General features: G+C 63.4%; 13 protein-coding genes and 2 pseudogenes. 10 read left to right on the top strand and 5 right to left on the bottom strand.

The features are described 5' to 3' along the window. The first annotated feature begins 1 nt into the window (after position 1). The gene (locus tag DT068_RS08900; protein ID WP_119389465.1) at positions 2-469 is read left to right on the top strand and encodes a hypothetical protein; all 468 of its coding nucleotides are present in this window, start codon (positions 2-4) and stop codon (positions 467-469) included. Between the two features lie 70 nt (positions 470-539). Here DT068_RS08900 and DT068_RS08895 read toward each other — a convergent pair whose 3' ends face one another. Further along, positions 540-1211: a GNAT family N-acetyltransferase gene (locus DT068_RS08895; RefSeq protein ID WP_119389464.1), complete on the bottom strand. Its 672-nt coding sequence runs from the start codon at positions 1209-1211 to the stop codon at positions 540-542. Between the two features lie 452 nt (positions 1212-1663). On the opposite strand from DT068_RS08895, the pseudogene DT068_RS28315 reads away from it, so the two are divergent. From DT068_RS28315 to DT068_RS08885, 3 genes and pseudogenes are all read left to right on the top strand, one after another. After that, positions 1664-2095 (top strand): annotated as a pseudogene (locus DT068_RS28315) (GntR family transcriptional regulator); the annotation flags it as partial. Next, complete coding sequence (locus tag DT068_RS28310) at positions 1999-2397, top strand: UTRA domain-containing protein (protein WP_368904628.1); 399 nt, start codon at positions 1999-2001, stop codon at positions 2395-2397. The pseudogene DT068_RS28315 and the gene DT068_RS28310, both read left to right, overlap by 97 nt. 5 nt (positions 2398-2402) lie before the next feature. After that, complete coding sequence (locus DT068_RS08885; protein WP_119389462.1) at positions 2403-3161, top strand: sugar isomerase domain-containing protein; 759 nt, start codon at positions 2403-2405, stop codon at positions 3159-3161. Here DT068_RS08885 and DT068_RS08880 read toward each other — a convergent pair. After that, positions 3158-3805, bottom strand: a complete 648-nt coding sequence (locus DT068_RS08880) for a glutathione S-transferase family protein (RefSeq protein WP_162914081.1) — start codon at positions 3803-3805, stop codon at positions 3158-3160. The two genes, DT068_RS08885 and DT068_RS08880, sit on opposite strands and share 4 nt — an antisense overlap. Positions 3806-3864: 59 nt before the next feature. Further along, positions 3865-4626 (bottom strand): annotated as a pseudogene (locus DT068_RS08875) (triose-phosphate isomerase); the annotation flags it as partial. 254 nt (positions 4627-4880) lie between these two features. Between DT068_RS08875 and DT068_RS08870 the strand changes: the two are divergent. From DT068_RS08870 to DT068_RS08845, 6 genes are all read left to right on the top strand, one after another. Then, the gene (locus DT068_RS08870) at positions 4881-5999 is read left to right on the top strand and encodes a sugar ABC transporter substrate-binding protein (RefSeq protein WP_162914080.1); all 1119 of its coding nucleotides are present in this window, start codon (positions 4881-4883) and stop codon (positions 5997-5999) included. Positions 6000-6075: 76 nt separating this feature from the next. After that, complete coding sequence (locus tag DT068_RS08865) at positions 6076-7620, top strand: sugar ABC transporter ATP-binding protein (protein WP_119389458.1); 1545 nt, start codon at positions 6076-6078, stop codon at positions 7618-7620. A 3-nt stretch (positions 7621-7623) separates the two neighbouring features. Continuing rightward, positions 7624-8598, top strand: coding sequence for an ABC transporter permease (locus DT068_RS08860; RefSeq protein WP_119389457.1), 975 nt, complete (start codon positions 7624-7626; stop codon positions 8596-8598). A 7-nt stretch (positions 8599-8605) separates the two neighbouring features. Next, positions 8606-10129 (top strand): FGGY-family carbohydrate kinase, encoded by a 1524-nt coding sequence (locus DT068_RS08855; protein WP_119389456.1) that lies wholly within the window; start codon positions 8606-8608, stop codon positions 10127-10129. Then, on the top strand, positions 10126-10905 hold the full coding sequence (locus DT068_RS08850; protein ID WP_119389455.1) for a DeoR/GlpR family DNA-binding transcription regulator: 780 nt from the start codon (positions 10126-10128) through the stop codon (positions 10903-10905). Before DT068_RS08855 ends, DT068_RS08850 begins: the two co-directional genes overlap by 4 nt. After that, positions 10902-12635, top strand: a complete 1734-nt coding sequence (locus DT068_RS08845; RefSeq protein WP_119389454.1) for a glycerol-3-phosphate dehydrogenase/oxidase — start codon at positions 10902-10904, stop codon at positions 12633-12635. The genes DT068_RS08850 and DT068_RS08845 overlap by 4 nt, the downstream gene beginning before the upstream one ends. 3 nt (positions 12636-12638) lie before the next feature. Here DT068_RS08845 and folB read toward each other — a convergent pair whose 3' ends face one another. Both folB and DT068_RS08835 read right to left on the bottom strand, forming a co-directional pair. Next, a complete protein-coding gene (gene folB, locus DT068_RS08840) occupies positions 12639-13043 on the bottom strand; it encodes a dihydroneopterin aldolase (protein ID WP_119389453.1) in 405 nt (134 codons plus the stop codon). 4 nt (positions 13044-13047) lie between these two features. Next, on the bottom strand, positions 13048-13803 hold the full coding sequence (locus DT068_RS08835; RefSeq protein ID WP_368904582.1) for an SDR family oxidoreductase: 756 nt from the start codon (positions 13801-13803) through the stop codon (positions 13048-13050). Positions 13804-13806 lie beyond the last annotated feature (3 nt).

Genomic DNA, 13806 nt, shown 5'->3' with positions numbered 1-13806 from the left:
GATGTGGAGCGCATTTCTCGAGAGTCTCGAATTCTCATCCCTGGGCTTAGCCGCCCGCGGCTCGGTCTGGCTCTATCCGCTCGCCAATCTCGCCCATGTCGTGGGCGCCACGTTCCTGGTCGGCGCCATTCTCGTCTTCGACCTCCTGCTCCTGCGCCGGCGCTACGACATGGCGAGCGCCGTTTCGCGCACCGCTCTCGGCGTCGCGGCAACCGGCCTCGCCCTCCTCCTCATCAGCGGCCCAATCATGTTCAGCGCCGAGGCGACCGCCTTCGGGCGCAATCCGGTCTTCCTCGGCAAGATGCTTCTCATCATTTGCGGGCTGGCCAATCTCAGCCTCTATCATTGGGCGAAGCGGCGCACCATGCTCGCGCCGCCCATCCCGGCAAATGCCCGCCTCCATGCCGGCGTCTCGGCCTCGGCCTGGATTCTCGCCGTCATCGCCGGACGCTCGATCGCCTATTTCTGATCAGTATGCAGATTATTTCCGGTCATGGTGAAGCGGTCTATGAGCTCCGCCCCTAACCGACCGATCCGACTCAGGAAACCAGTCCTCCCGGCGGGCCGCCGGCCATTTCGTCATCGTCCGCGATGCGACGCGCCATGAACAGCGTATCTTCCGGCAGGTCGGTTGAGGAGATCGGCACGAAACCGAGGCTGCGATAGAAGGCCTGAGCGCCGGCATTCCTGGGATTCACCTGCAGATGCACACCAGGAGAGCCGAGACCCGCGAGGCATTCCATCATCGTCTGCATCATGTGGCGGCCGATGCCGTGACCCCGCGCGTCTTCGAGAAGATCGATATGAGCATGCGAGGGATAGCTTGCGAGCACCGGCGGAAGTTCGAGAAAGGGGTGGTGCACGGCATGGCGCACCCAGTCGCTGCCTCGCCACCGCGTCGGGTCGTCACCGGGATCGCGCTCCGCCCGCTGCAGCTTCGGCAACCACTCATCCTTGAGCTTGCGGTTGAAGCGACGCGTATCGAGCACGCCCAGGACATAGCCGACAACCCCCTCTGGCCCGACAAGGGCAAAGGCAAGCTTGGGTTCGAACGTCACATAGGGACCGACATAGACCCGGCCGAGCAGTTCGGGATCATCCTCGACATCGGTTGCGTCATCCCCTGCCGCACCCGTCCTGAGGCAGACGCGATAGAGCGCCGGCAGATCATCGATCGTGGCGCGGCGCAGCCTGTAGGCATCGAGCTTCATGGTGCCAGTATCCTCAATAGACAGGCGCCGGTGCGATAAAAGTCAGTCCCATCGCACCGGCCCTGTCGCTCCTGTCGCACTTTAGGAGTTCGTGAATTGCAGTTGTGGACGCCAATCGCCACGGCTCGGCCGCGCCGCCGGATTCGGGCGCCACGAGCGAAAGGCCCATCAGCTGAGCACCTTCGTTCTGGACAACATCGAATCCCCACTTGGTATGATATTGGCATGATATCGGACTGTTGGACGGCCGTCCAGTTCTTTGCAAATTGTTTCAGCAAGCCTATTCTGATGCGAATGAACTCTACGTAAATTACTGTTTTTAGTATACTAATTGTGGAAATGCGATTCACATGCACTGCCAATAGGATCCAGGAATGTACAGTCCAATAACATACCGATCTTGTCAGACATCCTCGATCACCCTAAGGTGATCGCCGATCCCAAAGGTGCCAATGACCGAGACGCAGGAAATCCGCCGCCGCATGGACAATTTGTCGGGCCCCCTGGGCATACGGCTTGTCATGGCGATGACTTCCGCGATCGAGGATCGCACCCTGAGTCCGGGCGTGCCTTTGCCGCCGGAACGGGAATTCGCCGCCGGTCTCGGCATTTCGCGCTCCACCTTGCGCCAGAGCCTCGAGCAGCTCGCCAAGGATGGCTATGTCGCCACCCGTCCGGGTGCCGGGACCTTCATTGCCCATCGCATCCTGAAGCCGGTCACGCGGCTCACCGGCTTCACCGACGACATGCTGAGCCGCGGCCTCAAGCCCAGCTCACGCATTCTCGAATGCCGCAAGATGCCCGTGCCGCCCGATGTCTCCTTCCGCACCGGCCTGCCGCTCGGCACCGAGGTGATGCTGCTGGCGCGCCTGCGCCAGATCGGCGACGACGTCATGGGTATGATCGCTCCATCTTCCCGGTCCATGCGGTCGGCAGCGATTACGACGGCGGAGGTTCGCTTTATGCGCGCATGGATGCGCAAGGCGGACGCCCGCGCCGCATCATGCAGAGCCTCAAGGCGGTCGAGGTGCCGGAAGAGGTCGCCCCCCTGCTCGGTATCCGGCCGGGCGCGGCGGTGCTCGCCATCCATCGCATCGGCTATGGCGCGCAAGGCAACGCGCTCGAGGACGCACTGAGCTGGTATCGCGGCGATCGCTACGAATATATCGCGGAAATCACAGGGTGAGCGGCATGCGGGCAGCGGCGCAGGACCACATGACGCTGATCGATCAATATTGCGACAGCATCACCGACATGCTGAAGAAGCTCGTGGCGACGCAGCGCGACAGGCTCGCGACCGCGCAGAGCTGGGTGGCGGATGCGCTGGCGGAGGGCGGCCTCGTCTATGTCACCGGCAGCGGCCATTCCCACATCATCGCCGAGGAGGTGTTCTATCGCGCCGGCGGCGCCGCCGCGGTGCAGGCGATTCTCGATCCCGCCCTCATGCTGCATCAGGGAGCCCAGCGCTCCACGGTCCTCGAACGGCTCGAAGGCTATGCCGAGATCATCCTGGAAGAGTACCCGATCGGCCCCAGGGACGTGCTCTTCGTCGCCTCCAATTCCGGCCGCAATGCCTTCCCGATCGAGGCCGCCCTTTTCGCCCATGAGCGGGGCGCCAAGGTGATCGCCATCACCTCGAGCGATCATGCGGCCCATGTCACATCGCGCCACAAAAGCGGCAAGATGCTTTCTGATGTCGCCGATCTCGTCATCGACAACCAGGCGCCTTATGGCGACGCGTGTCTCGCGATCCCCAATTCGGACAAGCGCATGGGCTCGACCTCGACGATCTCCGGCACCTTCATCATCAATGCAGTGATGGCCGAGGCTGTCGCCAATCTCACCCGCCGCGGCATCCCCGTCGATATCTATCGCAGCGCCAATTCGGGCGGCGGCAATGACGCAGGCGATATCGTGAAGCGCTGGCGCCCGCGCATCCGTGGACTTTAACCGACGGCAGGCCTCAGCTTGAGAGGCCGCGGCCTGGTCGCAATGAAGCTCGCTCTGCTCTCGAGATTTCCGATCAGACGCTCGATCTGCGGGCGTTCCCGCCAGGCAATAGGCCCGCGCGATTCAGTCCACAGGATGAAACAGGCCAGCGCAATATCCTGAACCGAGAGGATGCCCGGCTGAAAGCAGCCTTCCTCCATGCGCTTTTCCAGCCAGTCGAGCGTCCGCAAGGCACGCGTCATGTTCCGTTGCGCCGGGTCGAATCCGAGCTGATTTTCGGCAACCGGACCGACTCCCGCCCATCGCGCATAGTGGTGGGCCGCCAGCGCATCTCCCATTGCCAGGATGACGGCCATATCCTGGTCATCCCTGGCCGGAGCGCGCCGCCTGGCGATGGTCGTCGCGACGCCTTTGCCAGGTTCAATCACCCGGGCCAAAAGCGCTTCGATGGCGATCCGGGTCGGAAAATAAGCCACGCCATCGGCCACGAGAACAGGGACCTGCCCCAACGGGTTGATATCGAGCAGGCGTTCGGGAGGCGGAAAACTGCCGATCTCGACCTCACGCAGCGCGACCGCATGCTCGCATGCCAGCACGCGCACGATCCGCGCGAAAGGAGAGCCATCGATATAATGAAGCTCCACGGACACGATCCTTCAGCACAAGTCTCGGCCTATGAGGGTAGGCGCGGGGCCAAGCCATTTCAACGCTCGCTGCGCTGCGCTTCCGCCACGATTTCGAGGATTTCGACAAACCCTTCCGGCCGCCATGCCGAACGGCCGATGAACAGCCCGTCGATATGGGGCTTCGCGACAAGCTCGGCGGCATTGGCTGAGCTGACACTGCCGCCATAGAGAACCGGGGGAGTTCGGCCCAGGATCCTGCCGGCCAGGGCCGCGATCTGTGCCTGCTGCGCGTCGGCATAATCGGCAGTGGCTGGAATGCCTCCAGCGCCGATTGCCCAGACCGGCTCATAGGCGAAGAGAATGGGCGCCGCGCGATCCGCCTCGTCGAGAAACGCCAGCGCACCCTCGACCTGGACGGTCAGGATCTCTTGCGTCCGCCCGCCATCGCGCTCGGCAAGCGTCTCGCCAACGCAGATCAGCGGCATCAGGCCGTGCCGCAGGGCGGCGGCCGTCTTGAGGCCGACCGTGCGATCCGTCTCGCCGAAATGCTCCCGCCTTTCGCTGTGCCCCAGCTCGACAAGATCTGCGCCGCAGTCCTGCAACATAACGGGCGATATTTCACCGGTCCAGGCGCCGGCATCTTCCCAATGCATGTTCTGCGCCCCGACCTTGACGCGCGTCGTGGCGAGCATCTGCTTCACCTCGCGGATGGATGTGAAGGGCGGGATGATGAAGGTCTCGATGCGCGCATCGACCTCCGGTGCGACAGCCCCCAGCATCTCGGCAAAGGCGCGGGCCTCAGCCAGTGTCTTGTTCATCTTCCAACTGGTCCCGACCCAGCAGCTCCGGGCGCGGACGGCACTCTCAGCCTGATGGCGACCAGGGCCCGATGTAACATTTTTCAACATAGTCATTCCCATCACCCGCCTGCGAAGTTCCAAGTTAACTGACACTATTTCAATGGTTTACAGGAAGTATGGCGATCCAATCGTATTAAAGTCGCATCAGTATGTATCAGCAATTGACGATATAATATCAAAATTATATGTTACGTTTGCGCATAAAGAACAGAGCGCCAATTGGGAGGAGTCAGATGAAGAGAAAATTCTGGGCAGCCTGCATGGCAGCGACCGCGCTGGTCGCGTCGGTCACCATGGCAACCGCCAAGGACAGCTATCGTGTCGCCGTCATCCGCTGGGAGCCGAATGACATCTATTTCAACGGTGTCCAGCTCGGCCAGGAGCAGGAGAAGGCCCGCATCGAGGCCGCCGACAAGGTCAAGATCGAGTTCACCGTATTCGGCGCCAATGACGCCACCCAGCAGCGCAACGCGCTCGATGCCCAGCTCGCCGCCGGCGTCGACGGCGTGCTTCTGGTGCCGTGGCGCGGAGAATCGATGATCAAGGTGCTCGATGGGCTCGCCGCCAAGGGCATGCCCGTCGTCGTCAGCAACGCCTATGTGCCGAAGGCCAAGGAGACCTTTGTCGCCTTCGACAATGAAGCGGCAGGCCGCAAGGGCGGCGAAGCCATCGTAGGCTGGCTCGACAAGCACCGCGGCACGGACTGGCGCAAGAGCGAAGGCGTGTTCATCGAATTGCGCTGCATCATCACCGCCTCGTTCGATATCGGCCGCAGCACCGGCTATCACTCGGTCCTCGATCCGCTGGTCAAGGAGAATCCCAATCTCAAGATCGAAACCCGCGAAGCCGGCTGCGACGGCAGCAAGGCGCGCAAGGCCGTGGACGACATCATCTCGCGCTATGGCAAGGACAAGATCCTGGGCGTTGCCAGCATCGACGGCACGATGGGGATCGGCGGCGCCATTCCGGCTTTCGCCGCGCAAGGCATGCTGAAGAAGTCGGATGATCCGGCTCATATTCCGGTGGCCACCGTCGACGGGACCAAGCCCGAGCTCGAGGCCGTGGCCAAGGGCGACCTGACGCATGTCTCGGTGCAGCCGGCAACCGGCGAAGGCATCATCTCGATGCGCCTTCTCTACGACATGATGAAAACCGGCAAGCTGATCGACAAGCCCGCCGCGGCCGGGACCTATCCGATCGAAGGCAATGAGCTTTGGGCGCCGGTCGAGATCATTCCGTCCGACAAGTTCGACGGCGCCTGGTACAAGACCCAGACCTACTCCATCCCGGAAGAGGTCAAGCCGGACGATCCGGCGAACTGGGCGAACCAGATGGATGCCAAGGGCAATTGAGCTAACATCCTGGCCCCGGCCGCGAGCGGCCGGGGCTGGACGATGACCCGGTCACGTGAGCGTTGAGACACCCAGAATGCAGCATCCTGCCGAACCGACAGGCGGGGGCGACTCTTATCGCCTCACCGAACTGACCAAGCGGTTTCCCGGGGTCGTTGCTGTATCAGGTGTCAATCTCACCGTCCGTCGCGGCGAGGTCCATGGCATCATCGGCCGCAACGGCGCCGGCAAATCGGTCCTGATGAGCTTGATCTCGGGTCTCGCCCGTGCCACCAGCGGGGGCATCGCGATCAACGGCCATTCCGTCGACATTGCGAGCTACAATCCGATCAAGGCGCATGCGCTCGGGGTCTCGCTGGTTCCGCAGGAGCCCAAATTCGCCGCCCGATTGTCGATCGCCGACAACCTGTTCATGGGACGGCCGATCGATCGCAGCCTCGGCTTCATCAATTCCGCGGCGATGCGTAAGAAGGCGAAGGCGGTCGCCGCCGAAGTCGGCCTCTCTCTTGATCCCGATGAGCCGATGGCACGGCTTCCCATCGAGAGCCAGCAACTGCTGGCTTTCGGCAAGGCGCAGTTCATCGAGGAGGCTCAGATTATCCTGCTCGACGAGATAACGGCGTCGCTGTCGCGCGAGCGCAAGCAGATGCTGCTGGCGCTGCTGCGCCGGCTCGTAAGGGCGGCCCCGGAACGCTCCTACACGCTGATCTCCCATCATGTGAGCGAGATCATGGAGTTCTGCGATCGGGTCACGGTCATGCGCGATTCGAAAGCGGTCGCCACCCTCGACGTGGCGCATACCACTGCCGCCGAGCTTGCCAACTGGATCGTCGGCGACATTCCGGTCACCAGGCTCGATGACTACAACGCCACGCCGAGCAAGCCGTCGGCGCCTTTCGTCTCGGTCAAGGATCTGTCCCTGCCGCCGAACCTCACCAGTGCGTCATTCGAGGTCGCTATTGGCGAGGTGATCGGCCTCGCGGGCCTCGACGGATCGGGCAAGGAAGAGGCCGTGGAGGCGTTATTCGGCATGAAGCGGCCCGATGCCGGCGCCATCGCCATCGAAGGTCGCCCCGTCGGCATCGCTTCGCCCGCCATCGCCATCCGCCACGGGATCGGGTTCCTGCCCAAGCACCGCGAGCGGCAGGCCGTCATACCGGGGCGCTCCATCGTCGAAAACACGCTGATCTCGAGCTACCGCTCGTTCAGCAATGCCCTTGGCCTGATCGACGAGACGCGCGCCGAAGCGATGACGCGCGCGAAGATGACGGAATTCAAGGTGAAGGCGGCGGGCCCCTTCACCGCCATGACTGAGCTGTCGGGCGGCAACAAGCAGAAGGTGCTGATCGGCCGGCTGACCCTGTCGAGCCCTCGCCTGTTCATCCTGAACGAGCCCACACGCGGCGTCGATCTCGCCACCAAGCCCGAGATCCTGCGCGCCATTCGCGAAGAGCTCGCGTTGGCGAGCGGCGTCATCATGCTGTCCGAAAGCGAGGACGAGCTCATCGCCGTCTGCGACCGCATATTGGTGTTCTTCCGTGGGCGCATCGTCAGCGTGCTGAACCGCGGCACGCAGGCTTTCAACGTCGCAACGCTCTACAAGACCATACAGGGAGTCTGACCGGTGCCCGCGCAATTCCATCGCCTCTCCAGACTCCTCTTCGAACGGCACCTGATCTGGCTGCTCCTGCTCGTCCTGGTCCTCTTCGGCATCAACATCCGCGGCTTTGCCACGGCACAGAACCTTCTCAATGTGATGTGGGCCGCGGCCCCGCTCGGCTGCATGGTTCTTGGCCTGTTTCTCGTGCTCCTGATCAAGGAGGTGGATCTGTCGCTCGAATCCACCTTTGCCTTCAGCCCGACGATCGCCATCGTCGCCATGCTCAATTGGCTGCCCGAAGTCATCCCCCCGATCCTGGCCGTGATCCTGACCCCGCTGATCGGCTTCGCCGTCGGCGCCGCTGCCGGCGCCTTCGCCGTCAAGCTCAGGGTCAATGCCTTCCTGGTGACGCTCGCCACCCTCCTCCTCATGCGCGGCGCGGTCGTCTATCTGATTCCCGAAGGTGTCTACTACCTGCCGCCGGAATATACCTATCTCGGCGAGCAGCGCTGGCTCGGCATCCCGATCGCGATCTTCGTCTGGCTGCTGCTCTACCTCATCGCCTGGGTGATCATGGAGCGCCACCGCATAGGCAAGGAAATCTACGCCATCGGCAACAATGAGGAGGCCGCCCTCCTCGCCGGCGTCAAGGTCCAGCGCACCAAGATCCTCTGCTTCGCCATCGCCGGATTTGCCGCTGCGGTCGGCGGCCTGCTCGAGGTCGGGCGCCTGCAATCCGTCGTCGCCGATCTCGGCGAAGGATCCATCCTGATGGTGTTCGCCGGCACGATCCTCGGCGGCACCAGCCTCAGCGGCGGCATCGGCCGTCTTTCCGGTGTCTTCGGCGCGGTCATCGTCATTGCCATTATTGAAAATATCATGAACTTGATCGGCATCGAGCCCTCGATTCGCCAGATGGTGTTCGGCGGTGTCCTGCTCATCGCCATCTATCTCGCGAGCCTGCAGGACCGGTTTGCCATGCGGATCGACAAATCATGAGACCCGCATGCCCAGCCTGATCGGCATCGATATCGGCCTGACCTATGCGAAGACCGTCGTCTTCGATGTCGGCGGCACGCAGCTTGCGGTGGCGCGCATGAAGGTTCCCCAGTCGCAGCCGCGGCCGCGCTGGGTGGAGCGCGACATGGGCGAGCTCTGGCAGCTCGCAGCGGCCTCCATCCACGCGGCAGTTTCGGCCTGCGGCCGCGATCCGGCCGATATTGCCGCGCTCGCCGTCACCGCCCATGGTGATGGTCTTTACCTCCTCGATCAGGAGAACCGGCCGGTGCGTCCCGGCATATTGTCGCTCGACAGCCGTGCCGGCGATATCATCGAGCGCTGGGGGCCTGAGGGCGTCGCCGCGGAGGCCCTGCGCGTCACCGGCCAGGAGCCCCATGCCTCAGCGCCATCGGCGCTTCTGGCCTGGATCAAGCGCCATGAGCCCGCAAGCTACCGGCGGACCGCAAGCATTCTCGCCTGCAAGGACTGGCTGCGCTTCTGCCTGACCGGCACCGTCGGCACCGATCACACCGAGGCAAGCACGTCTTTCACCGACTACCGCAGCCAGGCCTTCTCGGCCAAGGCTCTCGCGATATTCGGGCTCGATGAACTGTCGGAAAGCCTGCCGCAGGTTTCGCTTTCGCACGAGGTCATCGGGGGCGTCACGCGTGAGGCCGCAGCGCAGACGGGACTGATTGCCGGCACGCCGGTTGCCGCCGGCCTTCACGACGTGACCGCATCCGCGCTGGGAGTAGGCGGTCATGAGCCGGGCCTGCTGGCGATCATCGCCGGCACCTACAGCATCAATGAGATCATCTCGACCGAACCAGCGGTCGATGCACGCTGGTACTGCCGGAGCGGTGTCCTGCCCGGCACCTGGAACAATATGGCGATCTCGCCAGCCTCGAGCGCCAATTACGAATGGTTCCTCGAAACCCTATGCCGGGCCGACCAGGAAAAGGCCGATCGCGAGGGAACTTCGATCCATCACGTGCTCGCCGCGGAAATCGATGCCGCATTCACGCGCCCCTCGGCAATCACCTTCCACCCCTTCCTGTTCGGCTCTCCCTATGGCAGTGCCGCCAGCGCCTCGCTCTTCGGACTGCGCGGATGGCACGACCGCGGCGACATTCTCAAAGGCCTTCTCGAAGGCGTCGTGTTCAACCATCGCGCTCATATCGATGCCTTGCGATCGAAATTCGGCGCCAGCGAAGCCCGCATTGCCGGCGGCGTCTCGCGCAATCCCGCCATTGCGCAGCTCTTCGCCGATGCGCTCGATCTGCCCATGCTGACCACCCTGTCGGACGAAGCCGGCGCGCTGGGCGCTGCCCTCTGCGCCGGCACGGGCATCGGACTTTATGACAATCCGATCAGCGCCGCCCGCCGCGTGGTGCGGACGCACAAGCGCTATCTCCCGGACGGCAGCCGGAAAGCCGATCTCGAACGCAAATACGATCTCTATTGCCGGCTTGCCGGGGCGATGCGGCCGCTCTGGCCGGCCATGGAACCAACGGCGGAACTCCGGTCATGAGCAATGCGAGCACAAGGCGTAACGCCATCGCCGACTACATCATGCAGCATGGCCAAGTCCGCATCGATGACCTGGTGACGCATTTCGGCGTCTCACGCATGACGATCCACCGTCACATCGAAGAGCTGGCCCATCAGGGCATGATCCGCAAGCTGCGCGGCGCCGTCACGGTGCAGCCTTCCGGTCTCTATGAAAGCGCCTTCCGGTATCGCGAGACCGTCGGCAAGAAGGAAAAGCTCGCGCTGGCGCGCGCCGCGCTCGCCTATGTCGAGCCGGGTCAAGCGGTGATGCTGGACGATTCCAGCACCGCGGCGGCCCTGGCGCCGCTGCTCGTCGACGTCAAGCCGCTGACCATCCTGACCAACAGCGTTTTCTCCGCCTCGCATTTCACCGAGGCCGATGAAATCGACCTGATCAATCTCGGGGGCCAGTTCCATCGCAGCTACAACGCCTATATCGGCATGCTGTGCGAAAAGGCGATCGCCTCGGTCAGGGCCAATGTTCTGTTCTGCTCCGCCTCGGCCGTCATGGGGACGTCGGCCTTCGTCCAGGACGCGCAGGTCGTCAAGGTCAAGCAGGCGATGATGCTGGCCTCGAGCCAGCGCATTCTCCTGGTCGACCACACCAAGTTCAACAAGGTCGCCCTGCATCTGATGGCCGACCTCACCGTCTTCGACAAGGTGCTTGTCTCGGAAGGTCTCCCCGCAGATGAGTTGCGCCGCCTCGAAGAGGCCGGCGTCAAGCTGCATGTCGTGAGGACCAGCGGCAAATCATGACCATCTCCCCTTCAGCCGCCGAACGGCGCTACCGGCTGCGCGCCCTGGATTCTTTCGGCGACATCGACGTCCTGATCGTCGGGGCGGGCGTGAACGGTGCTGGACTGTTCCGCGACCTGTGCGAGCAGGGATTGACCTGCCTCATCATCGACAAGGCCGACTACGGCTCGGGAACCAGCGCCGCTCCATCGCGCCTCATCCATGGCGGCCTGAAATATCTCGAGACCGGCGAGTTCGGCCTCGTCGCGCAGTCGGTGCTCGAACGTAACCTCCTGCTCCGCAACGCGCCGCATTATGTCAAGCCGCTGCGCACGGTCATACCGATCTTCTCCTGGACGAAGGGCTGGTGGGCGGCGCTCAGGACCTTTTTCGGATCGCTCAGCGCCCCGCGCAGCCGCGGCGCGCTGCTCATCAAGCTCGGCCTGATGATCTACGATTTCTATGGCTCGCACCATCGCAGCATGCCGAGGCACAGCTTCGCCGGCCGCCGCCGCTCGCTGGCCGAGCTTCCGCAGCTGACGCCCAGGATCGTCGCCACGGGCACCTACTATGACGCGGCCATCTCGCATCCCGAGCGCCTCGTCCTCGAGCTTGTTCTTGACGGATTGTCGGCCTCTCCGCGCTCGGCCGCCTCGAACTACGCGCAGGTAGCGGCTACGCAGGGCGGCGCCGCCACCATCTCCTTCGCGCATATGGACGGCAAGGTGACGGTGCGTCCCAGGATCGTGATCAATGCGGCCGGGCCATGGATAGATCAGGTCAATGCCGTGCTTGGCGCGCCTTCAGAGCTGATCGGCGGCACCAAGGGATCGCATGTCATCATCCGCGATGACCATCTGGTCGCGCTGCTCGACGGCCGCATGATCTATTTCGAGGCGGACGATGGCCGTATCTGCCTCATCTATCCCTATCTCGGCCGGATCCTGATCGGCTCGACGGACATTGAAGCGGCCGATCCGGACAATGTTTCCTGCACTTCCGAAGAGATCGACTATCTGCTGGCCAGTGTGCGGGCGCTGTTGCCGGGCACCTCGCTCGACAGAAGCGAGATCGTCTATGCGTATAGCGGGATCAGGCCGCTGCCCAATTCGAAGGGAACGGCACCGGGATTGATCAGCCGCGATCACTCCGCGCCCGTCATGGAAGCGCAAGGAGGACGGCCCTTCCCCATCATCTCGCTGGTCGGCGGCAAGTGGACGACTTTCCGCGGTTTCGCCGCCGATGTGGCTGACGACATTCTGGCGCGGCTGGCCCAGGCACGCAAAGTCTCGACGCAGGATCTGCCGATTGGCGGCGGGCGGGATTTCCCGCAAGGGCCGGCGGCTATCGAAAGCTGGATCGATCGTGTCGCACGCGCCACACGCCAGGAGCCGGGGAGAATCGCCGATCTCTTTGCGCGCTTCGGCACCCGCGCCCATACGGTCGCGGAATTCATCGCCGACAACTCTCCGGACAGGTCTCTGCCCGGGCTCCCGGATTACAGCTATGCCGAGATCGACTACATTCTGCAGCACGAGCAGGTGGAGACGCTGGGCGACGTCATATTCCGCCGCACCACACTTGGGCTCACGGGCCGTCTCTCGAGTGAGAGCGTGCAGGCGATCGCCTCCCATCTTGCCCGGAGACGCAACTGGTCTGCCGAACGGACCGCGCGGGAAATAGCGGCGATCGGGGCAAAGCTCAATATCGGCAAGGCCTCAACGGACAGACCGGTCTTGCCGGTGATGTGAGGATCAGTCCCGCAGCCTTTCGATCTCGACGCCGACGCTGCGCGCATTGGGGATGACGTCGGGCTTCTCGATCCTGACGCGGGCCGCCATCACCCGCTTGTCGCGCAGGCAGGCGGCGGCGATGAGTTCGGCCAGCGTCTCGGCCAAGCCCACATGACCCGCCGCCACGATCTCCTCGACTTTCTTCACCACGATCTCATAGCTCACGACATTCTTGATGTCGTCGCTCAGGGGATCCTTGCCCTCCTTCACCGAGAGATCGATATTGACGATGATCTTCTGCGGTGTCGTCTTCTCCTCGGGATAGATGCCGAGCAGCGCCTCGATCTTGAGGTCCTTGACGAAGACATGGCGCAGCCGCGCCTTGCCGCTTGCCACATGGTGGGTGATCTTGGCTTCGTTGCTCATCGCCCTACTCTTTCACATCCATGACATCCCGTGTCTGCCACAGGAGATGCTGGCCGCCATCGAGCACGATCATCTGTCCGGTCATCGCTCGCGCCGACAATATGTACTTTATCGCCGCCGAGATTTCCTCAGGCGACGTGCCGCGCTTCAGGAGCGTCAGCCGTGCCTGGCGGGCGAAATCTTCCTCGTCCATGCGCACATTGGCAAGCGCCGGACCTGGACCGATGGCATTGACGCGGATTCGCGGGGCGAGCGCCTGCGCCAGGGTGCGGGTCACCGTCCACAAGGCCGACTTGCTCGCCGTATAGGAGAAGAATTTGGGCGTGAGCTTCCATACCCTCTGGTCGATGATGTTGATGATATTGCCGGACATTTCGCCCGGCAGCTGGGCGGCGAAATGCTGCGACAGGAAGACTGGCGCCCGCAGATTGGTGTCGAGATGCTGGGCCCAACTGTCGAGCGTGACGGATCCCGCCTCGTCCGGCTCGAAACGGGACGCATTGTTGATGAGGCAGGTGAGTGGCCCCAGCGCACTCACCGCCTCGGTGATCAGCCGTTCCGGCACATCGGCCTGGGCGAGATCACCCTGGACGATGGCGCTGTGCCCGCCCGCGGCGGCGATCTCCTGCTTCAGCGTCTCGGCATCGGCGCGCGACTGATTGCAATGGATGGCGACCGCCCAGCCATCACGCGCGAGATCGAGCGCGATGCGCCGCCCGATGCGGCGCGCTGCCCCGGTGATCAGAACGGTACCCGTCATGCT

It is taken from the genome of Taklimakanibacter lacteus (genome assembly GCA_003576695.1).
In the GTDB taxonomy this organism is placed as follows: Bacteria; Pseudomonadota; Alphaproteobacteria; order Rhizobiales; family Aestuariivirgaceae; genus Taklimakanibacter; species Taklimakanibacter lacteus.
Note: the sequence above shows the minus strand (reverse complement) of the source record. Positions and strands in the feature narration are given on the sequence as shown.

Bases quoted from the DNA above. Each gene is read 5' to 3' on its own strand.
- DT068_RS08870 (WP_162914080.1), top strand. From the start codon at position 4,881: ATGAAGAGAAAATTCTGGGCAGCCTGCATGGCAGCGACCGCGCTGGTC.
- DT068_RS08885 (WP_119389462.1), top strand. From the start codon at position 2,403: ATGCGGGCAGCGGCGCAGGACCACATGACGCTGATCGATCAATATTGC.
- DT068_RS28310 (WP_368904628.1), top strand. From the start codon at position 1,999: ATGCCGCAAGATGCCCGTGCCGCCCGATGTCTCCTTCCGCACCGGCCT.
- folB (WP_119389453.1), bottom strand. From the start codon at position 13,043: ATGAGCAACGAAGCCAAGATCACCCACCATGTGGCAAGCGGCAAGGCG.
- DT068_RS08835 (WP_368904582.1), bottom strand. From the start codon at position 13,803: ATGACGGGTACCGTTCTGATCACCGGGGCAGCGCGCCGCATCGGGCGG.
- DT068_RS08900 (WP_119389465.1), top strand. From the start codon at position 2: ATGTGGAGCGCATTTCTCGAGAGTCTCGAATTCTCATCCCTGGGCTTA.
- DT068_RS08855 (WP_119389456.1), top strand. From the start codon at position 8,606: ATGCCCAGCCTGATCGGCATCGATATCGGCCTGACCTATGCGAAGACC.
- DT068_RS08895 (WP_119389464.1), bottom strand. From the start codon at position 1,211: ATGAAGCTCGATGCCTACAGGCTGCGCCGCGCCACGATCGATGATCTG.
- DT068_RS08850 (WP_119389455.1), top strand. From the start codon at position 10,126: ATGAGCAATGCGAGCACAAGGCGTAACGCCATCGCCGACTACATCATG.
- DT068_RS08845 (WP_119389454.1), top strand. From the start codon at position 10,902: ATGACCATCTCCCCTTCAGCCGCCGAACGGCGCTACCGGCTGCGCGCC.
- DT068_RS08865 (WP_119389458.1), top strand. From the start codon at position 6,076: ATGCAGCATCCTGCCGAACCGACAGGCGGGGGCGACTCTTATCGCCTC.